The organism is Amycolatopsis sp. NPDC114478 (assembly GCF_055633805.1).
In genome coordinates this window covers 489,433-511,619 of record NZ_JBVKDO010000004.1, presented here as the reverse complement: position 1 = coordinate 511,619, position 22,187 = coordinate 489,433, and the positions used below count along the sequence as shown (strand labels likewise).

Sequence of the window (22,187 nt, the reverse complement as noted above, 5' to 3'; positions counted from 1 at the left end):
AACTCCCGTGGCGGACGACACCAGCCCGACGGCGCGGGCGCTGCGCACCCTCGAGCTCCTGCAGGCCGCTCCGGGCATCACCGCCGACCGGCTGGCCGGCAAGCTCGGCGTGTCCGAACGCGCCGCCCGGCGGTACGTCGGCATCCTGCGCGAGGCCGGCATCCCGGTCGTCGCCACCCGCGGGCCGTACGGCGGTTACCGGGTCGGGCGCGGCCTGCGGCTGCCGCCGTTGACGTTCAGCCCGGCCGAGGCGCTCGGCCTGGTCATGGCCGTGCTCGACGGCCACCACGACGCCGGGGACGCCGCCACGCTCGTCGGCGGCGCGCTCGGCAAGATCGTGCAGGCCCTGCCGGAGCCGGTCGCCGCGCAGGCCGAGGCCGTCCGGCGGACCGCCGCGCCCGCGCCGGACGCCGCTGCCGCGCGGCCGGATCCCGGCACGACCGCGGCCCTCGTGCACGCCTGCGCCGACCACCGGCGCGTCCGGCTCGGCTACCGCTCCGAGGTGGGCCGGGAGCGGGAGGGCGAGGTCGACCCGTGGGCGGTCGTCGTCCGCCACGGCCGGTGGTACCTGCTCTGCCGCACCCACCCGGAGGGCGCGCAACGGGCGTACCGGATCGACCGCGTCCGCAGCGTCGTGCCCGGCGACGACACCTTCGAGCCGCCCCCGGACCTCGATCCCGTCGCGGCGGTCGAAGACCACCTCGCCGTCGGCTGGGAGTACGACGTCGAAGTCGTCATCGACGCGCCCCTCGACCGGGTCGGCCGGTGCCTGCCGCGCGCGGTCGGGAAGCTCGAGCGCGTCGACGCCGGGACGACCCGGCTGACCGGCAGCACCAGCAACCCCGCGTGGTACGCCGAGCAGCTCGCCCGGCTCCCGGCGCCGTTCCGGATCGTCCGCTGCCCCGAACTCCGGCAGGCCGTGAGCGTCCTCGGGCAGCGCTTGCTGGCCGCCGCCGGCAACCGGTGAGCCGCCCGGAACCCGCGTATCTTCCTCCTGTGGCGGAACAGACCGGCGAGACCCGCAACGAGCAGCTGCAGCGCAACATCGGCGAGCTGCTGCAGGAGCTGCGCGTCGCGCAGGCCGGGGTGCAGATCCTCTTCGGCTTCCTGCTGTCGGTCGTGTTCACCGACCGCTTCCACGACGCCAGCGGGTTCGAGAAGTCGCTGCACCTGTCCGCGGTGGTGCTCGCGGTGGCCGCGACGGCGCTGCTGACCGCGCCCGCCGCGTGGCACCGCCTGCTGTTCCGCACCGGGAGCCGCGAACGGATCCTGACGGTCGGCAACCGCCTGGTGCTGGTCGGCCTGGTCTGCCTCGCCCTGGCGATCACGTCGACGGTCGCGCTGATCGCCAAGGTGGTCTACGGCGGGGTCGCGATGTTCGTGATGGCCGTGCTGTGCGTGCTGCTCTTCGGGAGCCTGTGGTTCGTCATGGCGCTGCGGCTGAACCCGTCCGACGCCGATCAGCCGACGGGACCGCCCAAGTAGAGCGTGTCTTCCTGGACGAAGCAGAGCGGGTTGCCGAAGGGGTCGTCGGCGTAGAAGGACCGTTCGCCCCAGAACTGGGTCTCGATCGCGTCGTCGATCCAGCGCGGACCGGCGCCGCGCACGCGCTCGAACGTCTCCTCGACGTCGTCGACCGCGAGGTAGACGATCCGCGGGTCCTTGCGCGGCCGCGGTTCGCGGTGTTCGAGCGGCGCCTCGACGCAGGCGACCACCACGCCGCCGCAGGTGAAGTAGTGCCGGTTGACCGAGATCCGCTCGCCGGGATCGCCGAGGACGGCGGTGTAGAAAGCGACCGCGACCTCGATGTCGTCGACGGGCTGGATCAGCCGGAAAACCCGCATGCGCGCACAGTACCGCTGTTCATCCCGTGTTCGGCAGCAGTTGCCGGGGCGGTCGGGCGGCGCCCGTAGCTTCCCGCCCGTGACTGACACTTCTCGCCGGACCTTCCTCCTCGGCGCGCCGGCCGTCGCCGCCGCGGCGACCCTGCCGGGCGTCCTCGGCGCGCCGGCCGCCCAAGCGCAGGGCCAGCACCGCCCCGACGCCGAAGATCCGCGCTTCACGCTCGTGGTCATGCCGGACACGCAGTACCTGTTCGACGAGGACCGCGGTGACGCGGCCCCGCTCGACGCTTCGCTGCGCTATGTCCTCGACGAGTCGGATGACAACGTTGTCTTCCTCGCTCACCTCGGAGATCTCACGCAGAACGGCCGCGCGGACGAGTTCGCTCGCATCAGCCGGTCGTTCCAGGCCCTCGACCGCCGCCGGTTCCCGTACAGCACCCTTGCGGGCAACCACGACATCGACGGCTCGAAGGACGACCAGCGCGGCCCGTCGCCGTACCTCGACGCGTTCGGCCCGCAGCGCCAGCGCAACTCGCCGACGTTCCGCGGCGCCACGAAGGACGGCTACAACACCTTCCACATCTTCCGCGGCGGCGGCCGCGAGTGGCTCCTGCTGGCGCTCGACTGGCGGCCCTCGGCCGGCGGCCTGAACTGGGCGAAGCAGGTCCTCGCGCAGCACCCGACGCTGCCCGCGATCCTCACCATCCACGAGCTGGTCTGGGCCGACGACGACCACCAGGCGCAGTTCTCCACCTTCGGCGAGCTGGTCTGGAAGGAGCTCGTCGACGGCAACGACCAGATCTTCCTGACGCTGAACGGGCACTACTGGCCGACCGGGCGCACGGTCCGCAAGAACGCCGCCGGGCACGACGTGCACGTCCACATCGCCAACTACCAGGACCGCTACTACGGCGGCAGCGCGATGGTCCGGCTCTACCAGTTCGACCTCGCGCGCGGCGTGGTCGACGTCCGGACGTTCTCGCCGTGGCTCGCCGCACAGGACCACCTGTCGGAGATGCAGCGGATCGAGGTCGAACGCAGCGGCGTCGCCGACTACTTCAGCCTGGAGATCGACTTCGCCGAGCGCTTCAAGGGCTTCGCGCCGGTGCCGGTCCCGCCCGGACGGCCGGCGAAGCAGCAGCTGGTGCCGGGCACGGTCGCCTACTGGCGCTTCGAGGGCGGTCAGGACGGCAAGCCCGTGCCGGACGACGTCGTCGTGCGGGACCAGACCGGTCGCGGCAACGACCTCACCCGCGTCACCGCGCCCGGCAGCGGCCCGGACGCGCTGAAGTTCTCCAGCGAGTTCTCGCCTCGGCAGCCGTCGCGGGCGAGCCTGCGGTTCGACGGCGGCCGCGACCCGAGCCGCGGCGCGTACCTGCGCACGGTCGACGCGGCGCCGATGAACAAGCTGACGTTCGAACGCGGCTACACCGTCGAGGCGTTCTTCTGGCTGCCGGCGAACTTCAAGGACGGCCACCACGGCTGGTGCGGCCTGTTCGCCCGGCAAGGCAGCGGCGCGGCCGCGGGCAAGACCGGCGACGACCCGAAGGAGTCGGCGGCCACACTGTCCCTTTCGGACAGTGGCGAGCTGCAGTGGGCGGTGTTCCCGCTGAACCAGGACCGGATCTCGACGAACTGGGGCCACGAGCTGGCGGTCGAGAAGTGGTGGCACGTCGCGGTGGTCAACGACGGGCGGCGCACGGTCGTCTACGTCGACGGCTGCCCGGTGGTGCGGAACCCCGCCACACCGGCGATCGGCCTCGCGAACCCGGGCGGGTCGTGGCTGGTCGGGGCCTCCTCCTACGAGGGCAAGGTCGACCGGAGCTTCGCCGGGTTGCTGGGTGACGTGCGGGTGGTGGACCGGCCGCTGAACCCGCGGGAATTCATGCTGGGCTGAGGCCCTTGACAGCGGGTGGACAATAAAAAATCGACGTGCCTCCCGAGTGAAACAGGAAGATTCGTCGAATGTTCCATCAGTCTAACCGCTGTGAGGGGAATTTGTCAAACCAGGGGTACGACGAGGAATTGCGGGCGGAGCGCGCGTACGTCGACGGGCTGTACGCGCGCCTCGACCGCGAACGCGACGAGGCGCGCGTCCGCTACGACCACGCTCTCGGAGAACCGGGGACCACGCTGGTGGAGCGGGACGCGGACGTGCGCGTCCGGGCGCGCGAAACGGTCCGGCTGAACGTCGCCGACAACGGGCTCTGCTTCGGCCGGCTGGACGCCCTTTCGGGCGAAACCCGCTACATCGGCCGGATCGGTCTTTTCGACGGCGAAAACGGCTACGAACCGCTTCTGCTGGATTGGCGGGCGCCGGCGGCGCGCCCGTTCTACGTCGCCACCGCGGCGACGCCGGAAAACATGCGCCGCCGGCGGCAGTTCCACACAATGGGGCGGAAGGTCGTCGATTTCACCGATGAGGTGCTCGGCCGGCCGGGCTCCGGCACCTTCGGGGGGTCTGGGGGGTCGTCCCCCCAGGAAAGTTTCACAGTGCGCGGCGACGCGGCGTTGCTGGCGGCCGTCAACGCCCCGCGCGGCGAGGGCATGCGGGACATCGTCGCGACGATCCAGGCCGAGCAGGACGAGATCATCCGGCTCGGGCACCCGGGCGTGCTCGTCGTGGAGGGCGGGCCGGGCACCGGCAAGACGGCCGTCGCGCTGCACCGCGTCGCGTACCTGCTCTACACGCGGCGCGAGCGGATGTCGCGCAGCGGCGTGCTGGTGGTCGGGCCGAGCCCGCTGTTCCTGGACCACATCGGCCGGGTGCTGCCCTCGCTCGGCGAGTCCGACGTCGTCTTCATGACCACCGGCGACCTCGTCCCGGGGATGCGCGTGACCGCCGAGGACGCGCCGGAAGTGGCGCGGCTCAAGGGTTCGCTGAAGATCCTCGACGTGCTGAAGGCGGCGGTCGCCGACCGGCAGAAGGTGCCCGACGAACCGGTGCCGGTCGAGCTGGCCGACGTCACCGTCGACCTCGACGCCGCCGTCGCGGACGAAGCCCGGCTCGAAGCGCGCCGGTCCGGGCTGCCGCACAACGAGGCTCGCGCGGTCTTCCGCGAGCACGTCGTGCGGACGCTCGCCGAGCGGGCCGTGGCGCGGATCGGCGAGGGCTGGCTGACCAGCGAAGACCGTGGGGCGTGGGCCGGTCTGCGCGCCGACGTCCTCGACGAGCTGGCCGGGCACGAAGGCCTCGACGCCGCACTCGCCGCGTTGTGGCCGGAGCTGACGCCGGAGACGCTACTGGCACCGCTGTACATGTCGCCGCGCCGGCTCGCCGCCGCCGGGGCCGATCCCGCGCTGTTCCGCGCGGACGGCGCGGCGTGGACGGTCTCGGACGTGCCGTTGCTCGACGAGCTGGTCGACCTGCTCGGCCGGGACGACTCCGCCGAACGCGCCGCGGCCCGCCTGCAGGCAGAGGAGGACGCCGAGTACGCCGAAGGCGTGATGGACCTGATCAAGCTGGACCGCGAGGAGCTGGACGAAGACCTCGGCCTGGTCGCCACCGACCTGCTGTACGCCGAAGACCTGGCCGGTCGGTTCGTCGAGCGTGACGCGCGTGACCTCGCCGAACGCGCGGCGGCCGACCGCGACTGGACGTACGGGCACGTCGTCGTCGACGAGGCGCAGGAACTATCCGAAATGGACTGGCGGCTGCTGATGCGGCGGTGCCCGAGCAGGTCGTTCACGATCGTCGGAGACCTGGCGCAGCGCCGGAGCGCGGCCGGGGCGACGGCGTGGGGGCCGGTGCTGGCGCCGTACGTCGCCGATCGGTGGGTGTACCGGGAGCTGACCGTCAACTACCGGACCCCGGCGGAGATCATGAGCGTCGCCGGCGCGCTGCTCGCGGAGTTCGCGCCGGCCGCGCGGGCGCCCGAATCGGTGCGCGCGTGCGGGATCCGGCCGTGGTCACGGCGAATCGCCGACGGCGAACTGCGGGACGCCATCGACGAGTTCGCCCACGACGAAGCCGGTCGCGAAGGCACCAGCGTCGTCATCGGGCCGCCGGGCGTGCCTGGCGCGGTGCCGCCGTCGGCGACCAAGGGCCTGGAGTTCGACGCCGTGCTCGTCGTCGAACCGGAGCGGATCCTGGCCGCAGGCGCGCGTGGCGCGGCCGAGCTGTACGTCGCGCTCACCCGCGCCACGCAGCGCCTCGGTGTGCTGCACCGGGAACCGCTGCCGGCGGTGTTGTCGGGGCTCGCCGAAGCGGGCGCGACCGCGCGCGCCGGCTACCGGCGGTTCCTGTAGCGGCCTCGTGAGTGAGAAACAGGGTTGGAACACTGTTTCTCACTCACGAGCGGCTACGCCGTGAGCCGGCCCCAGGCGTAGTTCTGCTTGGCCAGCTTGAGGTAGACGAACAGCTCGGTCCCGGACACGCCGTCGATCTTGCGGATCTCCTCGCCCAGCACTTCGAGCATGTGGTCGTCGTCCCGGCAGACGAGTTCGGCCAGCAGGTCGTAGCGCCCGGCGCAGAGCACGACGTAGTGCACGTGCGCGAGCTCGGACAGCTTGTCCGCCACCTCGCGCGGATCAGCGCCGTCGACGCTGATCCCGACCATCGCCTGGCGCGTCAGATCGACGTTGACCGGGTCGGTCACCGCGACGATCTGCATGAGGTCGTCGCGCAGCAGCCGCTGCACGCGCTGGCGGACGGCTCCCTCCGAAAGCCCCACCGCCTTCGCGAGCGCGGTGAACGACGCGCGACCATCCTGCTGCAGCAGGGCGATGAGCGATCTGTCCGTGTTGTCCAGTCCGCGCGCACGTGAATCGTCACCCATGCCGTCCCTCCCTGTGTTTCGGCATGTGATTTGTCAAGTGCGCAGCGTATCGAGCCCTGACCAGAAAGCGAGACCCCTGCGGCAGCTTCACGTGATCCGGCGCCAGGATCGTGATTTGCCGAGGATTCGGTGGCGGAGAGGGAAACCCACGAGTCATTCCGAGGCGGTTTTGTGCGCCCGCGCACAGCCGGGCCCCCTCGCGGGGCCGCGGCGGGTAGCGTCTGGCGGCTCTGCCGTCTTTCGCAACCCCAGGAGGACCAACGCAATGACCGTGGCACTCGCTCCCGCTGTCCCGGAGAAGGGGCTGCGCGGTGGGGCGCTGGGCATGGTGTCCTCGATGGTCATCGGGATGTCGTCGACCGCGCCGGCGTACTCGATCGCGGCCACGCTCGGCCTGATCGTGCTGGCCGGCACCGGTTTCAAGGCGGCCGCTTTCGTGCTGCTCTCGTTCGTCCCGGTGCTGTTCGTCGCGCTGGCCTTCCGGGAGCTGAACAGCGCGGAACCCGACTGCGGCACCAACTTCACGTGGGCGGCCCGCGCGTTCGGCGCGCACGCGGGGTGGTTCACGGGCTGGGTCGTCACGGTCGCCCAGCTGCTGGTGATGAGCAGCCAGTCGGCGCTGACCGGCCGGTACACGCTGCTGCTGTTCGGCGCGTCCGGCGCGGCGGACAACCGCTGGCTCACGACGGCGATCGGTGCCGCGTGGCTGCTGGTGCTGTGCTGGCTCTGCTACCGCGGCATCGAGGTGTCGGCGCGGGCGCAGTGGATCCTGCTCGGCGTGGAGCTCGTGGTCCTGGTGCTCTTCTCGGTCGTCGCGCTCGTCCGCGTCTTCGACGGCACGGCCGGGCCGCAGGCGTCGGTGCCGCGCCTGGACTGGCTGTGGCCCGGCGGGGTCGGCGCGGGGACGGCCGTCTCGGCGGTGCTGCTGGCCGTGTTCATCTACTGGGGCTGGGAAAGCTCGCTGTCGGTCAACGAGGAGTCGGCCGACCCGCGGCACGCGCCGGGCCGCGCGGCGGTGCTCTCGACCGTGTTGCTGGTGCTGAACTACCTGCTCGTCACGGTCGCCGCGCTGGCCTTCGCCGGCGTAGGCACCGAAGGGATCGGCCTGGGCAACGCGGCCAACTCCGACGACGTCCTCGCCGGGCTCGGCGGCGCGGTCTTCGGCGACGGCGTGGGCGGCAAGGTGCTGGGCGTGCTGCTGATCGTCTCGGTGCTCACGAGCGGCGCGGCCACCAGCCAGGCGACGATCATGCCCGCCGCGCGCACGACGTTGTCGATGGCCAGCCACGGCGCGCTGCCTCGCGTTTTCGGCCGGGTGCACCCGAAGTACCGGACGCCGTCGGTGGCCACCTGGACGTTCGGGCTCGTGTCGCTGGCGGTGTACGTGCTCTTGGCGCTGGTCAGCGACAACGTGCTGTCGGACTCGGTCGACGCGGTCGGGCTGACCATCGCGATCGAGTACACGATGACGGCGCTGGCCTGCGTCTGGGTGTTCCGCCGCACGCTGCTGGCGAGCGTGCGCAATTTCGTGCTGCGCGGGCTGCTGCCGTTCACCGGCGGGGTGTTCTTCCTGGCCGTGCTGGTGTTCGCGCTGGTGGAGTACGCGAAGCCGGACGCGGGCGAGACGACGGTGTTCGGCATCGGCGGGGTCGCGGTGATCGGCGTGGTGTCGATCGTGCTGGGGGTGCCGCTGATGTTCGCGGTGCACCGCGCGTGCCGCGACTTCTTCGCCGGCCGCCGGCTGCCACGCGGGGTGGTGCGGCGCGGCGGCGACGTCATCGAGCCGGTCTAGAACCACGACGTCGACCCGCGGTTCGGTCACGTACTCGGTCGTCAGCAGGAGGCCGCGGCCGGGACGTGTGGCCGTCGTCGTGGACGAGTTCGAGGTCCGGGGAGTGCTCGCCGACCGGCTTCGCGGCGGGGTAAGGGAAGTCGTAGCGCGTGTTGATCCCGGACAGGAGGTCCGCGAACGGTCAGCCGCTCCAGGACCAGGGGTTCGGCGCCGGCCAGCTTGAGCACGCCCACCGGGCCCGCGCCTAACAGGTCAAGGCGTCAAGGAGGAGCATGTCGCTGGACGTCGACGGTGCGGTGCGCGTCGCGCTTCGCCTGCTCGAAGCCGACGGGCTACAAGCTGACCGTCCGGCGGCTGGCCACCGAGCTGGGCGTCAAGCCGCCCGCGTTGTACTGGCACTTCCGCAGCAAGCGCGCGCTGCTCGATCGCATGACGGACGCGATCGTCGCGCCGGTCGTCGCCGGGGTGCGGTGCACTTCGTGCTGGGCCGGCGGTACGCGCTGGGCGTGCCGCTCTCCGGGCTCGAAGCGGTCAGCCCAAGTCGCGGCGGCTGAGGTCCTCCTCGGTTTCGCGGCGCACGAGCAGCGTCGCGACGCCGTCCTTGACCCCGACCAGCGGCGGGCGGCCGACCTGGTTGTAGTTCGACGCCAGCGAGTGGTGGTACGCGCCGGTGCACGGCACGGCCAAGAGGTCGCCGGCGCGCAGGTCGGCGGGCAGGCTGAGGCCGTCGGCGAGGACGTCGCCGGACTCGCAGTGCCTGCCGACGACCGTCATCGGGACGCGCTTTTCCTTGGAGCGCCGCCCGATCAGCCGCGTCGTGTAGCGGGCGCCGTAGAGCGACGGGCGGGCGTTGTCGCTCATGCCGCCGTCGACCGCGACGAACGTGCGGCTGCCGCGTTTGACCGCGCACACCCGGTACACCGTGATCCCGGCCGGCCCGACGATCGCCCGGCCCGGCTCGATCGTCAAGCGGGGCATGGGGAAACCGTGCGCCGCGCATTCGTAGGCGAGGGCCACGCGCAGCCGTCGCGAGTAGCCGCCGAGGTCGAACGCGGGCTCGCCGCCGACGTACGGCACCGCGTGCCCGCCGCCGAGGTCGAGCTCCCGCAGCGTGACGCCGTGGGTGTCGCGGAGCCGGACGAGCACTTCGGCCATCCGCCGCGCGGCAGCCTCGTACCGGTCGATTCTGGTCACCTGTGAGCCGATGTGGCAGTGAAGGCCCTGAAGTCGCAACCCGGGTTGCCTTTTCACTGCTTCGACGGCGGAGTCGACGTTGTCGGGTACGCCGTCGAGGAGCGAGAAGCCGAACTTCTGGCCTTCGGTGCCGGTGCTGATCGACGCGTGCGCCCCGGCCGCGACACCGGGCGTCACGCGGATCATCACCTGCTGCGCGCCGTGCGCGAGCGCGCCGAGCTGCTCGATCTCGTCGAGCGAGTCGACGACGATCCGCCGGACGCCGTACCCGAGAGCGGCCTTCAGGTCTTCGGGTGTCTTCGCGTTGCCGTGCAGCAGCATCCGCTCCGCGGGGAAGCCGACAGCGCGTGCGACGGCGATCTCGCCCGCGGAGCAGGTGTCGAGCGACAAGCCCTCTTCGGCGACCCAACGCAGTACGGACCGCGTACACAGCGCCTTGCTCGCGTACGCGACTTCGACGTCCGGCAGCGCTTCGCGGTACTCGCGGGCGGTGTCGCGGACCTGCTGCTCGTCGAGGAGGTAGGACGGCGTCCCGAAGCGGGCGGCGAGGTGGCTGACCTTCGCGCCGGCGAAGAGGAGTTCGCCGTCTTCGCCGATTCGGGTGCTTCGCGGCCAGACTCCTGGCTCGAGGTGATCGGCGGCTTCGCAGCCGAGGCTGGGAAGAAGCTCGCTGAGCGTCACGGGGTGCCTCCGGGCATCACGACAGATCGGACTCGGTCAGGACACCGCGCTTCGCGCTTCCGGTGCTCACCCGTGAATGCCGTCCTGACGGGTTCACGCCGGCCGCTGACGTGTTGTTAACGCGCGAGTAACTTCGGCCACACCCCGGTTGACCTGCGAAGAGCTGAATCTTCGCGCCGGACGGCGTCACACGGGGCATGGTTACCGACACGATGGACGACACGGAGTTCGCCGAGCTGACCGAGCAGCACCGGCGGGAGCTGCGGGTGCACTGCTACCGGTTCCTGGGCTCGCTCGACGAGGCCGAGGACCTGGTGCAGGAGACGTTCCTGCGCGCCTGGCGCGGGCGTGCCCAGTACGCCGGGCGGGCGAGTGTGCGGGCTTGGCTGTACAAGATCGCGACCAACGCGTGCCTGGACTTCCTGGACCGTTCGCCGCGGGTGGTCCCGGTTGTCGACTTGTCGACCGCGTCGGGTTCGCACCTGGCGCCCCGCCCCGCGGCGGCCGTCCCGTGGCTGCAGCCGGCGCCGGACGACCTCCTCGAAGCCGCCATCTCGCGGGAGACGGTGGAGCTGGCGTTCCTCGCGGCCGTCCAGTACCTCTCGCCGCGGCAACGCGCGGTGCTCATCCTTCGCGACGTCGTCGGCTGGTCGGCGAAGGAGACAGCGACGGCGTTGTCGACAACCCCGGCTTCGGTGAGTAGCTCGCTTCAGCGGGCGCGGGCGGAGTTGAAGGAGCAGCTGCCTTCGCGGCGTACGGAGTGGCGTGTGTCTTCGAGCAGCGAAGAGCGCGAAGTGGTCGCGCGGTACATCTCCGCGTTGACGACGGCGGACGACGCGGCGATCGCGGCGGTGCTCAGCGAGGACATCCGGTGCAGCCACCAGCCGGGAGCGGGCGGCCACGACGGCCCCGAGCCGACTTGGTACAGCGGCCGGGAGACGGTCCTCGAAGGCTGGGCGCCGGTGCTGCACGGGCCGCGGTCGATGGAGCTGCGGATGGTGCCGGTCCAGGCGAACGGCGGCCCGGCGGTGGCGACGTACCTGCGCTTCGATGGGGAGTTCCGGGCGTTCGGGCTCAACGCGCTGCGGATCGCCGACGGGCGGGTGGCCGAGGTGACGACGTTCGTGCCGGCGGTGTTCGGGGCGTTCGGCCTGCCGGCGGTGCTGCAGGCGTAGGCGGAAACGGTCGGGCGTGCGCGACTTGCCGAGGAGGCGGACCGGTGGCCGTGCGCCTGCCCGCCGTGCTGCCGGCAGCGGCGCGGCTTGCCGAGGAGGTGGCCCGGTGGGCGCGCGCCTGCCCGCCGTGCTGCTGGCAGCGGCGCGGCTCGCCGCGTGCGGCCGGGAGTGCTTCCGCCGTCCCAAGCCGCACGCGCAGCCACGTCCGCCTGACCAGTGCGGTCAGTCCTTCTTGTGGTCCGCCGCCGTGCCGCAGACGCAGCCGCGGTCGGTTCCGTGGCCGGCCTCGGTCGCCGCGCAGTAGCGGCGCGCGATCGCGTCGTGCGTGCCGAGCGGGTGGGGGCAGCTCGGGCAGCGCGTGCCGGATCGAGACGTCTCGGGCGCGTCGGGCACCGGGGCCGTCATGTCGCCACCCGCGGCTTTCGCAACGGTTCGCTCGCCTCGTGGAGGTGCTGGAGCACGTACCCGTACGAGCGCGCCCAGCCGCACTGGGCGTACGAAATCCCGTGCCGCTCGCAGAACTCGCGGACGATCACCTGCGCGTGCTTGAGGTTCGGCCGGGCCATGCTCGGGAACAGGTGGTGCTCGATCTGGTAGTTCAGCCCGCCGAGCGCGAAGTCGACGACCCGGCCGCCGCGGATGTTGCGCGAAGTCAGGACCTGCTTGCGCAGGAAGTCGAGCTTGTGCCCGGTCGCGAGCATCTCCATGCCCTTGTGGTTGGGCGCGAACGAGCAGCCCATGTACAGACCCCACAGGAACTGGTGCACCAGGATGAAGATGATCCCGGTCAGCGGCGACAGCACGATGAACACCGCGGCGAGGTACGCCACGAGGTGCGCGATCAGCAGCGCGGACTCCAGCTTGCGGCGCCGGATGTCCTTGCGCAGCACCGCTTTCACGCTCGATACGTGCAGGTTCAGGCCCTCGAGCAGCAGCAGCGGGAAGAACAGGAACGCCTGGTACTTGGCCACCCAGCGCAGGAACCCGCGCTTCTGCGCGCTCTGCGCCTTGCTGAACGCGAGCGCGGCGATGTCGACGTCCGGGTCCTCGTCCTCGTGGTTGGGGTTGGCGTGGTGCCGCGCGTGCGTGCCGATCCACCAGCCGTAGCTCAGCCCGGTCAGTCCACCGTGGACGAAGCCGGTCGCGTCGTTCGCCCGGCGGCTGCGGAAGATCTGCTTGTGCCCGGCGTCGTGGCCGATGAACGACAGCTGCGCGAACATCATCGCGAAGAAGGCCGCGAGGAACAGCTGCCACCACGAGTCGCCGAGGTAGGCGAACGCGACCCAGCCGCCGCCGAACGCGGCGAGGTTGAGCCCGATGCGCACCGCGTAGTACCGCCGGCGCCGGCGGAGGAGCCCCGCGTCCTTGATCAGCCGGGACAGCTCGGCGAAGTCGCTGCCGGCCGTGGCGGGGGTGTCCGGAACCTGGGTGGAAGTCATCGGCGTCACCGCTCTGGCTAAGTCTCAAAGGCTTGTCCAGCAACGGTTTCCGGCCCCGACGGGGTCCGGGTCCGGTCCGGGAAAAGGGCACTGGGGCCTGGTCGCGGTGGGCACCGCGTCCTGTGCTCAGCCTCCCATCCCGCCGCCTCCATGGCAATTCCCCACGGCCTGCCGAAGAGGTGTACAGTCAGCCACATCGGGATGAAAGGTGACTTACCACACACCCGAAACTTTCCGGCCGGGCAGCTCCGGCCGGGGGACAGGAGCCGAGTCCGGGTCCGGAACCCGCTCGTACGCAACCGTGTCGGCCGATCGGCCGGCGAGCAGCCGCCCGTAGTCGCGCAGAGCGACGCCCGAGGCGCCCAATTGGGTTGCTGCAGCTTGTTTCTTCCGGCACGACTCCGGTCATCTGGTGGCTCGTCGGCGAGCCGGACTTCGGCGTCACCGCGCTCCGGCGTGCCGACGAGCCACCACCTTCACGAAAGCCCCCAGGACGAAAGCAGCCCGAAGAGCCGTTCGCGTTCTGCTCCCGTCAGCAGGCGGCTCGGCGGCCGGACGTCGGGGCGGCACAGGCCGAGCTGGCCGAGCGCGTCCTTCACCACGCTCACGTTGTTCGCGTTCCCGTTCGCGGCACGCAGCTCTTCGAACGGCCGGATCCGCTCCCACACCGTCATCGCCGCCGGATAGTCCCCTGTGGACAGTGCGCGGAACATCTCCAGCGAGATCGCCGGGTCGACGTTCACCAGGCCCGACGTGAACCCGGTCGCCCCGACGGCGAAGTAGCCGGGCGCCGAGAGCTCCGCCAGTCCCGCGATCCACACGAACCGCTCGAAGCCGGCGTCCCGCGCGACCGAACCGAACCGCACCGGGTCGGGCACGGCGTACTTGACGCCGATGACGTTCGGCGCGGCCTCGCCCAGCGCCCGCAGCTGGTCGCCGGCGATCGCCGGGTTGCGGACGTAGAGCACGACACCGAGTTCGGGCACCGCGGACGCGATCGCGGCGTGGTAGTCGACCCAGCCGTCGCCGGAGACGTACGGGTGCACGGGCTGGTGGATCATGATCATGTCGGCGCCGGCGTCCCGCGCGTGCGCGGCGGCCCGCGTCGCCGAGGTGACGTCGTGGCCGATGCCGGCGAGCACACTGGCCCGGCCCGCCACGGCTTCGACGGTGACCTCCAGGCACTGCCGGGCTTCCGCCGCGTCCAGCGCGTAGAACTCGCCGGTGTTCCCGTTCGGCGTCACGACCTCGATGCCGCCGGTGACCAGCCGGTCGACGAGTTTCGCGTACGTCTGCCCGTCGACGGCGCCCTCGGCGTCGAACGGCGTGACCGGGATGGCCACGACCCCGGACAGCCGCCGCCTCTGCTGCTCGAACGTCATCGGGTTCCCTTCGTCTCGGTGCTGTGCTCACCCGGCAGCCCGAGGGCGACCCGGTCGAGGAAATCCGTGATGTGCCGGCGCAGCAGGTGTTCGGCCTGCCGGGCGTTCCCGCTCTCGGCGGCGCCCAGGATCGCCCGGTGCTCGGCCGCCTCGCCCTGCCACGTCGGGCTGAAGCCCCAGCCGGTGACGGTGATCAGCGCGGCCTGGTCGCGCAGGCCGTCGAGGACGTCGACCAGCAGCGGGTTCCCGCACCCGGCGTAGAGCGCGCGGTGGAACAACCGGTTGGTCAGGCTCGCTTTCGCGCGGTCGGCGGCGTCCGTGCCGGTCTCGACGGCGGCCAGCACCTGCCGCGCGTCGCCGAAGTCCGCGCCGCGCTCGACAGCGCGTCGGACGGCTTCGGGCTCGAGAAGCGCGCGCAAGTCGTACACCGCGTACGCGCTCTCGGCGTCCATGACCCGGACCGAGGCCCCCTTGTACGTGCTCATCGTGACCAAACCGGAACCGGCGAGGATCCGCAGCGCTTCGCGCACCGGCGTCTTCGACACCCCGAGCAGGGCGCCCACCTCGGCCTCGACGAGCGTTTCGCCGGGCCCGAACTCGCCGCTCAAGATCGCTTCTTTGATCGCGTCGCGCACGAAATCCGTCCGCGAGACGGGCGGCGGCGGCCTCCTGGCCGAAGAAGTGCTCGCCACTGGCATGTCCGATCTGATATACGATGCGACATACAACATTATCATGGACCCAGGGAGCAGCCATGCAGCGTCGCAACGGCTTCCGATTCCGACGAGTGCTGCTGGCGGCGAGCCTCGCCGCCGGCCTGGCGGCCTGTGGCGCGCCCGGCGGGGGCGGCGGCCAGGCGGCGGATCCCTCGGCCGTGCCGGACAAACCGAGCAAGCCCGTCGACCTGAACATCCTCGACGTCGCGGGCAACCTGCAGCTCACCAAGCAGATGATCGAGAACTTCAAGGCCGCGCACCCGGAAGTGCTCTCGAAGGTCACGTACTCGACGGCGCCCGCGCCGAGCATGGCGGGCAAGCTGAAGGCCGAGCAGGACGGCGGCGTCGCCCAGACCCACCTCGTCCTCAGCGGCACGGACGGCCTGTCCGCCGGCATCGCGAACGGCACGCTGGCGAAGGTCCTCCCGGACTTCTCGAGCCGGTTCCCGAACCTCATGCAGAACTACCTCGAGCCCGCGGCGAAGATGCAGGAGCTGGCCAACGGCTACGGTGTCGAGGTCGTCTACTACCCGTCCGGCCCGCTGCTGGAGTTCAACCCCGGCGCGGTGCCGACCGCGCCCGCGTCCCCGCAAGAGCTGCTCGACTGGGCCAAGGCGCACCCGGAGAAGTTCCAGTACGCGCAGCCGTCGAACTCCGGCCCGGGCCGGACGTTCCTGATGGGCCTGCCGTACCTGCTCGGTGATAAGGACCCGAAGGACCCGGACAAGGGCTGGGACAAGACCTGGGCGTTCCTGCAGGAGCTGGGCAAGTACGTGAAGTACTACCCCTCCGGCACCACGGAGACCATGAAGAACCTGGCGTCCGGTTCGGTGGACATGATCATGTCGACGACCGGCTGGGACATCAACCCACGCAAGCTCGGCACGGTGCCCAACACGGTCAAGACCGCGATCATGCAGCCGATGCACTGGGTCACCGACGCCCAGTACGCCCTGATCCCCAAGGGTCTCTCGCCCGACCAGGAGTCGGCGATCCTGCAGCTGATCGCGTGGATGCTGAAGCCCGACCAGCAGGCAATCGCCTACGACGACGGCTACTTCTACCCCGGCCCGGCGGTCAAGGACGTCACCCTGCAGATGGCGCCGCAGAAGAGCCAGGACACGATCAAGCAGTTCGGGCGCCCGGAGTACGAGCAGTGGATCTCGCAGTACCCCAAGGAGACCTCGCTGCCGGCCGAGCAGCAGGTGAAGGCGTTCGACAAGTGGAACCAGCTGGTCGGCGGCTCGAAGGTCGGCAAGAAGTGACGTTCGGGCAGCTGCGGCTGGACGGCGTCTCGCGCAGCTTCGGCACCGCGAACGCCCTGAGCGGCCTCGACCTCGCCATCGCCCGCGGCGAGTTCGTGGCCCTGCTCGGGCCGTCCGGTTGTGGCAAGTCGACCGCGCTGAACTGCCTGGCCGGCCTGCTGCCCCTGACCGGCGGCAGCATCTGGCTCGACGACACCCGCATCGACGGGCAGCCCCCGGAGCAGCGCGGGTTCGGGATGGTGTTCCAGAACTACGCGCTGTTCCCGCACATGTCGGTCCGCGCCAACGTCGGCTTCGGCCTCAAGATGCGCAAGGTCGGCCGGGCCGACGCCCGCCGGCGCGTCGACGAGGCCCTGCGCCTGGTCCAGCTCACCGACCACGCGGCGAAGTTCCCCGCGCAGCTGTCCGGTGGACAGCAGCAGCGCGTCGCCATCGCCCGGGCCGTGGTGCTCGAGCCGCCGGTGGTCCTGATGGACGAGCCACTGTCCAACCTGGACGCCAAGCTCCGCCTCGAGATGCGGATGGAGATCCGCCGCCTTCACCAGACGCTCGGCCTGACCACGGTGTACGTCACCCACGACCAGGAGGAAGCCCTGTCGCTGGCCGACCGCCTGGTGGTGCTGCGCGAGGGCGCGGTGCAGCAGATCGGCACCCCCGAGGAGGTGTACGCCCAGCCGGTCAACAGTTACGTCGCGTCCTTCATGGGCTACCGCAACCTCCTAGACGTGACGGTCACCGGAACCGCCGGCTCCACGGTCACCGTGGAAGGCGCGGGAGTTCGTCTGACCGGCCGCGGCTCGCTCACCGAGGGCCCGGCCGAGGTGGCGATCCGCCCGGAGGACTTCGTCGTCGGCGACGGTGCGGAGAACGCCCTCGACGTCACGGTCGAGATCGTCGAGTACCACGGCCGCGAGCTGTCGGTCTCGGCCCGCCTCGAGAGCGGCGTGCCGGTGTACTTCCGGACCGACAAGCGCCTCGCCCCCGGCGACACCACGCGGATCGGCGTCCCGGCCGAACGCGTCCTGGTGTTCGAGCCATGACGGCCGTCGCGAGTGCCCGCCCGGCACTGCGCCACCGCCTGGCCGAACGCGGCATCGACCGCACCCTGCTCCTCCTGGTGCCCGGCCTGCTGGTCACCGCCTGCCTGTTCCTGTACCCCTTCCTGTACGGCCTCCAGTTGTCCTTCGCCCCGCGCCAGGGCGGCGTCTTCGCCAACTACGCGCGCTTCTTCGGCGACCCCTACCTCCGCGACACCATCTGGACGACGCTCGGCATCGCGCTGCCCGCGACGTTCATCAACGTGCTCGCCAGCATCCCGATCGCGTACGTGATGCGCGGCCGCGTCCGCGGCAAACGCCTGCTGACCACGATCCTCGTCGTGCCGATCACGCTCGGCACGGTGCTCACCGCGCAGGGCCTGATCATGTACGGCGGTCCGGCGGGCTGGCTGAACAAGGTGCTCACCGTCCTCGGCGTCACCGACGAGCCGCTCCCGCTGATCCACAACTACACCGGCGTGCTGCTGTCCCTGGTGATCACCGGCTTCCCGTTCTCCTTCCTGCTGACGTTGTCCTACCTCTCGGGCATCGACCCCTCCCTGGAGAAGGCGGCCGCGACGCTCGGCGCCAACGGGCTCCAGCGCTTCCGCCGGATCACGCTGCCCCTGCTTGCTCCCGGCCTGGCGATCACCTTCTGCCTTTCGTTCGTCATGGCGTTCTCGGTCTTCCCGAGCGCCCAGCTCGTCGGCGACCCCGCGAACGAGACCCGCGTCATCTCGATCGCGGCCTACCACGCCGCCTTCGAGGAGTACGACTACTCGATGGGCTCGGCCGTCGCGATGCTCATGGCGCTGGTCATGCTGATCGTGATCGGCCTGGTCATGGCGTGGCGCGGCACGCTGTACCGCGGAGCGACCGGAGGCAAGGGATGACCGGTTGGGTCGCGCGTCCCGGACGTTGGGTCGTCTGGACCATCGTCGCGTTCTTCTTCGTCAACCTCGCCGGCGTCGTGCTCTCGGTCGTCGTCGACTCGTTCGGCAAGCAGTGGTTCGGCACCTGGCTCCCGGACGGCTTCACCACCCATTGGTACGCCGACGCCTGGCGCGAGTTCGGTCTGTCCGACGTCCTCCTCACCACGGCGATCGTCGCCCTGGTGGTGATCGCCGTGTCGGTGGCGGTCGGCGTCCCGGCCGCCTACGCGCTGGCCCGCCGCTCGTTCCCCGGCAAGCGCCTGGTGATGCTGCTGTTCGTGCTGCCGATCCTGATCCCTCCCATCACCTACGGCATCCCGCTGGCCACCGTGCTCTACAAGTTCCACCTCGCCGGCACGATCACCGGCGTCATCCTGGCCAACCTGGTGCCGTCGGTGCCGTTCGTCGTGCTGACCATGACGCCGTTCATCGAGCAGATCGACCCGAAGATCGAAGCCGCCGCGCGCATGTCCGGCGCGCGCACGGTCTCGGTGTTCACCCGGATCCTCGGCCCGCTGCTGCTGCCGGGGATCCTGGCCGCCTCGATCCTCGTGCTGGTCCGGACGGTCGGCATGTTCGAGCTGACGTTCCTCACCGCCGGCCCGGACTCGACGACCCTCGTCGTGGCGCTCTACAACTCCGTGTTCGCCGCGGGCATCCGGGCCAACCAGTCGGTCGACGCCATGGCGACCATCTACACCGCCTCCATGCTCGTGCTCCTCCTCGTCGCGTTGCGGTTCGTGAACCCGACCCAGCTCGTCACCCGGATCCGGGAGGAGGCCTAGCTCGTTCGCTCATGCGTTCGACTCTATCGCGAAAAGTCGAACGCATGATCGACACGATCGAGCGAACTCGCAGGTCTTGCGCCTCCCCCGAGGGGAGCTGCCACGCTTGCGGCATGCGGTATTCGATCGGCGAACTCGCCCACCGGACCGGGCTGACGGTCAAGGCTGTCCGGTTCTACTCGGATCGCGGCCTCGTGCCGCCGTCCGGGCGCAATACCGCGGGCCAGCGCCGTTACGACGACGCCGCGCTCGCCCGGCTCGACGTCATCCGGGTCCTCCGCGACCTCGGTGTCGACCTCGCCACGATCCGGCGGGTGATCGATGGCGAGACCACCGTCGCGGAGGTGGCGGCGGAGCACGCCGCGGCGGTGGAGGTGCAGATCGGAGTGCTGCGCCGGCGAAGGGAGGTGCTGAACGCGGTGGCGGACCGCGGCTCGTGCCCCGGGGAAGCGAGTCTCTCGCACCAACGGGCCCTGCTGTCCGAAGTGGAGCGGCAGTGCCTGATCGGCGACTTCCTCGCCGATGCGCTGGGTGATCGTCCCGAGCTGGCGGGGATCGCCCGGACCCTGACCCCGGACCTGCCCGAGGACCCCAGCCCCGAGCAGGCCGAGGCGTGGCTCGAGCTGGCTGTGCTGATGCGGGACACGGAGTTCCGCGCGAACCTGCGCCGGTTCGCGGACCGTCATGAAGCCGGGTTGCGTCGTGACCTGGCGGCCGAGGTACGGGACGCCGTCACCCCGGCCGTCGTGACCGGGATCGTGCCGAAGTCCCCGGCGGCGAAGGCGATCGTCGACGGGTTGGGACGCGATCCCGACGAGCTCCGGGAATGGCTCGGCGTCGCCAACGATCCGCGCCGCGAGCGCTACATGCAGCTATTGGGGGTGATCAACGGCTGGGCGGCACCGGAAAGCCTGGCTCCCGCCTTCGACTGGCTGGCCGAGGCCATGGCGGCCTGACCGCCTCCAGGATCGATGCCAGCGCGTCCTCCACCGGTTGGGCGTTCACCCGGCTTCCGTCGCGCAACCGCAGGGAAAGCTGCCCGGCAGCGGCCTCCCGCGGCCCGATCACGGCCTGGTAAGGCACCAGCCGGCCGTCCCGGATCCGCGCGCCGAGGCTGCCTTCGGAGGCGATCTCGACTCGCAGGTCGTCGCAACTGTCCAAAAGCGACCGTGCGTAGGGGAGTTCGGCGGCGGACAGCGGCAGCAACCGCAGCTGCACCGGCGCCAGCCAGGCCGGGAACGCACCGCCGTGGACCTCGAGCAGCTGCGCCACTGCGCGTTCGACGCTGCCGATGATGCTGCGGTGCACCATGACCGGCCGGTGCTTCGCCGCGTCCGCGCCCACGTACTCGAGGCCGAACTGCTCGGGCATGTGGAAGTCGATCTGCACGGTGGACAGGGTCGACTCGCGGCCCGCGCTGTCGATGACCTGGACATCGATCTTGGGGCCGTAGAAGGCCGCTTCGCCCTCGACCGCGTCGTACGGGAGGCCGTCTAGGACCGAACGCAGGATGCCCACGGCGTGCTCCCAGTCCCCGGGAACGTACTTCCCGCCGGCGCCGGGCAGGGAAAGCCGGTAGCGGGCCGGGCTGATGCCAAGCGCGTCGTACGCCTGCCGGATCAGGGCCAGTGCGGCGCCCGCTTCGGCTTCGACCTGGTCGGGGGTGCAGAAGATGTGCGCGTCGTTGAGCTGGATCGCGCGCACGCGGCTCAACCCGCCGAGCACGCCGGAAAGCTCGCTGCGGTACATCCCGCCGAGTTCGGCGATGCGCAGCGGCAGCTCGCGGTAGCTGCGGCCGCGGGAACGGTAGATCAGCGCGTGGTGCGGGCAGAGGCTCGGCCGCAGCACGAGCTGCTCGCCGCCGACGTCCATCGGCGGGTACATGTCGTCGCGGTAGAGCGACCAGTGGCCGGAGATCTCGTACAGCTCGCGTTTGCCGAGGACGGGGGAATTGACGTGCCGGTACCCCGCACGGCGTTCGAGACCGCGGACGTACTCCTCCAGGCTATGGCGGACGATCGCGCCGTCGGGCAGCCAGTAGGGCAGGCCGGCGCCGATGAGCGGGTCGGTGCCGAACAGGCCGAGCTCGCGGCCGAGCTTGCGGTGGTCGTGCATTGTGGACTCCTCGTGGACGGCGAGGCGGAGGACCACAAGACGAAAGCCCGGGGCGACCGCCCCGGGCATTTCGCGAACATGGATCAGCGCGCCGGGACACTCTCCGGCGTCGTCGTGTTCGCTGCGCGCTTCATGTTTTCAACAGTAGCCGCTCTCGCCAGTCATTTCCGCGGAGCCAGGAACAGCTCCAGCTGCTCGACGACGAACGCGTGGTCGTCGGCCTGCGGGAGCCCGGAGACGCCGACCGTCCCGACCGGTCCGACGCCGCGGACGAGCACCGGGAACACCCCGCCGTGGGCCGCGTACTCGTCCGGTTCCAGGCGGGAGTCCGCCTCGAACGAGCCGCCCTTCGCGCGGAACTGCGTACCCACGTAGAACGAGCTGTGGCCGTAGCGGTCGACCACGCGGCTCTTGCGGTCGATCCACGCGTCGTTGTCCGCGGACGTCCCGGGCAGGGCCGCGTGGAAGAGGCGCTGGCCGCCGCGGCGGACCGAGACCGTCACCGGCAGCCCGCGGTCCCGCGCCGCGGCCAGCAGCTGGGCGCCGAGAGCGAGCGCCGTCTCGTTGTCGAACTGGGTGAACTGGAGACGTTCTTCCTGGTCAGCGAGCTGGGCGAGGCGATCGGCTTCGGTCATCCACCCATTAAATCAACAGTGTTGTTTAATTGCCAGTGAACTCGGTCAGGGACAGCACGTTGCCGTCCGGATCGCGGAACCACGCGATCCGACCGCCGGGCGTGGTCCAGATTTTGTCGGTGTCCTGTGGCAGCGTGTCGAACGTGAGGAACTCCACGCCCCGGTCGCGCAGGCCGGCCACCGCGACGCGGATGTCGGCGACCGCCCAGCCGAGCACCGTGAACGGCTGGGGCGTGAACTCGGCCACGGCGGTGACGCGCAGCATGGTCGCGCCACTGCGGAACACGCACGCGAAGGGGGTCTGCTCGATGAACTCGAGCCCGGCGACATCCGTGTAGAAGGTACGTGAACGTTCCAGGTCGGTCGACGGTGCGAAGGCGACCAGTTCCGCTGAAGCGAGCATGGCTCCACCTCTCT

Annotated in this window: 21 protein-coding genes and 1 pseudogene; 12 read left to right on the top strand and 10 right to left on the bottom strand. The window is 70.8% G+C overall.

Annotated features, from left to right (window positions below; translation table 11 throughout):
- Positions 1 to 7: 7 nt before the first annotated feature.
- Together ACZ7OH_RS15170 and ACZ7OH_RS15165 are read left to right on the top strand one after the other, a co-directional pair.
- Positions 8 to 967, top strand: coding sequence for a helix-turn-helix transcriptional regulator (locus ACZ7OH_RS15170; protein ID WP_470281327.1), 960 nt, complete (start codon positions 8 to 10; stop codon positions 965 to 967).
- Positions 968 to 996: 29 nt separating this feature from the next.
- Positions 997 to 1,485: a DUF6328 family protein gene (locus ACZ7OH_RS15165; protein ID WP_470281326.1), complete on the top strand. Its 489-nt coding sequence runs from the start codon at positions 997 to 999 to the stop codon at positions 1,483 to 1,485.
- Here the strand turns inward: ACZ7OH_RS15165 and ACZ7OH_RS15160 are convergent.
- Positions 1,461 to 1,844: a VOC family protein gene (locus ACZ7OH_RS15160; protein ID WP_470281325.1), complete on the bottom strand. Its 384-nt coding sequence runs from the start codon at positions 1,842 to 1,844 to the stop codon at positions 1,461 to 1,463. The genes ACZ7OH_RS15165 and ACZ7OH_RS15160 overlap by 25 nt on opposite strands.
- Before the next feature lie 79 nt (positions 1,845 to 1,923).
- Between ACZ7OH_RS15160 and ACZ7OH_RS15155 the strand changes: the two genes are divergently transcribed.
- Positions 1,924 to 3,741 carry a LamG-like jellyroll fold domain-containing protein gene (locus ACZ7OH_RS15155; RefSeq protein ID WP_470281324.1) on the top strand — a complete coding sequence of 606 codons (1,818 nt, stop codon included), beginning with the start codon at positions 1,924 to 1,926 and terminating at the stop codon, positions 3,739 to 3,741.
- 101 nt (positions 3,742 to 3,842) lie between these two features.
- Positions 3,843 to 6,092 carry an RNA polymerase recycling motor ATPase HelR gene (gene helR, locus ACZ7OH_RS15150; RefSeq protein WP_470281323.1) on the top strand — a complete coding sequence of 750 codons (2,250 nt, stop codon included), beginning with the start codon at positions 3,843 to 3,845 and terminating at the stop codon, positions 6,090 to 6,092.
- Between the two features lie 53 nt (positions 6,093 to 6,145).
- Here helR and ACZ7OH_RS15145 read toward each other — a convergent pair whose 3' ends face one another.
- On the bottom strand, positions 6,146 to 6,622 hold the full coding sequence (locus ACZ7OH_RS15145) for an Lrp/AsnC family transcriptional regulator (protein ID WP_086677247.1): 477 nt from the start codon (positions 6,620 to 6,622) through the stop codon (positions 6,146 to 6,148).
- A gap of 265 nt (positions 6,623 to 6,887) precedes the next feature.
- Here ACZ7OH_RS15145 and ACZ7OH_RS15140 point away from each other — a divergent pair, with 265 nt between their 5' ends.
- Positions 6,888 to 8,414: an APC family permease gene (locus ACZ7OH_RS15140; protein ID WP_470281322.1), complete on the top strand. Its 1,527-nt coding sequence runs from the start codon at positions 6,888 to 6,890 to the stop codon at positions 8,412 to 8,414.
- A 291-nt stretch (positions 8,415 to 8,705) separates the two neighbouring features.
- A pseudogene (locus ACZ7OH_RS15135) lies at positions 8,706 to 8,798 on the top strand (hypothetical protein); the annotation flags it as partial.
- A 147-nt stretch (positions 8,799 to 8,945) separates the two neighbouring features.
- Here ACZ7OH_RS15135 and lysA read toward each other — a convergent pair.
- Complete coding sequence (gene lysA, locus ACZ7OH_RS15130) at positions 8,946 to 10,289, bottom strand: diaminopimelate decarboxylase (protein ID WP_400896642.1); 1,344 nt, start codon at positions 10,287 to 10,289, stop codon at positions 8,946 to 8,948.
- 212 nt (positions 10,290 to 10,501) lie between these two features.
- Between lysA and ACZ7OH_RS15125 the strand changes: the two genes are divergently transcribed.
- Positions 10,502 to 11,464 (top strand): RNA polymerase subunit sigma-70, encoded by a 963-nt coding sequence (locus ACZ7OH_RS15125; RefSeq protein WP_470281321.1) that lies wholly within the window; start codon positions 10,502 to 10,504, stop codon positions 11,462 to 11,464.
- A 222-nt stretch (positions 11,465 to 11,686) separates the two neighbouring features.
- On the opposite strand, the gene ACZ7OH_RS15120 is transcribed toward ACZ7OH_RS15125, so the two are convergent.
- The 4 genes from ACZ7OH_RS15120 to ACZ7OH_RS15105 all read right to left on the bottom strand — a co-directional run bounded on the left by ACZ7OH_RS15120 (position 11,687) and on the right by ACZ7OH_RS15105 (position 14,977).
- On the bottom strand, positions 11,687 to 11,869 hold the full coding sequence (locus tag ACZ7OH_RS15120; protein ID WP_470281320.1) for an RGCVC family protein: 183 nt from the start codon (positions 11,867 to 11,869) through the stop codon (positions 11,687 to 11,689).
- Positions 11,866 to 12,903: a fatty acid desaturase family protein gene (locus tag ACZ7OH_RS15115; protein ID WP_470281319.1), complete on the bottom strand. Its 1,038-nt coding sequence runs from the start codon at positions 12,901 to 12,903 to the stop codon at positions 11,866 to 11,868. The genes ACZ7OH_RS15120 and ACZ7OH_RS15115 overlap by 4 nt, the downstream gene beginning before the upstream one ends.
- A gap of 476 nt (positions 12,904 to 13,379) precedes the next feature.
- Complete coding sequence (locus ACZ7OH_RS15110; RefSeq protein ID WP_470281318.1) at positions 13,380 to 14,285, bottom strand: dihydrodipicolinate synthase family protein; 906 nt, start codon at positions 14,283 to 14,285, stop codon at positions 13,380 to 13,382.
- A complete protein-coding gene (locus ACZ7OH_RS15105; protein WP_470281456.1) occupies positions 14,282 to 14,977 on the bottom strand; it encodes a GntR family transcriptional regulator in 696 nt (231 codons plus the stop codon). Before ACZ7OH_RS15105 ends, ACZ7OH_RS15110 begins: the two co-directional genes overlap by 4 nt.
- A gap of 62 nt (positions 14,978 to 15,039) precedes the next feature.
- Between ACZ7OH_RS15105 and ACZ7OH_RS15100 the strand changes: the two genes are divergently transcribed.
- The 5 genes from ACZ7OH_RS15100 (at position 15,040) to ACZ7OH_RS15080 (ending at position 19,976) form a co-directional block, all read left to right on the top strand.
- The gene (locus ACZ7OH_RS15100; protein ID WP_470281317.1) at positions 15,040 to 16,266 is read left to right on the top strand and encodes an extracellular solute-binding protein; all 1,227 of its coding nucleotides are present in this window, start codon (positions 15,040 to 15,042) and stop codon (positions 16,264 to 16,266) included.
- Positions 16,263 to 17,306, top strand: coding sequence for an ABC transporter ATP-binding protein (locus ACZ7OH_RS15095; protein WP_470281316.1), 1,044 nt, complete (start codon positions 16,263 to 16,265; stop codon positions 17,304 to 17,306). The genes ACZ7OH_RS15100 and ACZ7OH_RS15095 overlap by 4 nt, the downstream gene beginning before the upstream one ends.
- A complete protein-coding gene (locus ACZ7OH_RS15090) occupies positions 17,303 to 18,196 on the top strand; it encodes an ABC transporter permease (protein WP_470281315.1) in 894 nt (297 codons plus the stop codon). The genes ACZ7OH_RS15095 and ACZ7OH_RS15090 overlap by 4 nt, the downstream gene beginning before the upstream one ends.
- Positions 18,193 to 19,020, top strand: coding sequence for an ABC transporter permease (locus ACZ7OH_RS15085; protein WP_470281314.1), 828 nt, complete (start codon positions 18,193 to 18,195; stop codon positions 19,018 to 19,020). Before ACZ7OH_RS15090 ends, ACZ7OH_RS15085 begins: the two co-directional genes overlap by 4 nt.
- 113 nt (positions 19,021 to 19,133) lie before the next feature.
- Positions 19,134 to 19,976, top strand: coding sequence for a MerR family transcriptional regulator (locus tag ACZ7OH_RS15080; protein ID WP_470281313.1), 843 nt, complete (start codon positions 19,134 to 19,136; stop codon positions 19,974 to 19,976).
- On the opposite strand, the gene thrS is transcribed toward ACZ7OH_RS15080, so the two are convergent.
- The 3 genes from thrS to ACZ7OH_RS15065 all read right to left on the bottom strand — a co-directional run bounded on the left by thrS (position 19,906) and on the right by ACZ7OH_RS15065 (position 22,173).
- Complete coding sequence (gene thrS / locus ACZ7OH_RS15075) at positions 19,906 to 21,204, bottom strand: threonine--tRNA ligase (protein ID WP_470281312.1); 1,299 nt, start codon at positions 21,202 to 21,204, stop codon at positions 19,906 to 19,908. The genes ACZ7OH_RS15080 and thrS overlap by 71 nt on opposite strands.
- Before the next feature lie 92 nt (positions 21,205 to 21,296).
- Complete coding sequence (locus ACZ7OH_RS15070; protein ID WP_470281311.1) at positions 21,297 to 21,770, bottom strand: heme-degrading domain-containing protein; 474 nt, start codon at positions 21,768 to 21,770, stop codon at positions 21,297 to 21,299.
- 25 nt (positions 21,771 to 21,795) lie between these two features.
- The gene (locus ACZ7OH_RS15065) at positions 21,796 to 22,173 is read right to left on the bottom strand and encodes a VOC family protein (RefSeq protein WP_470281310.1); all 378 of its coding nucleotides are present in this window, start codon (positions 22,171 to 22,173) and stop codon (positions 21,796 to 21,798) included.
- Positions 22,174 to 22,187 lie beyond the last annotated feature (14 nt).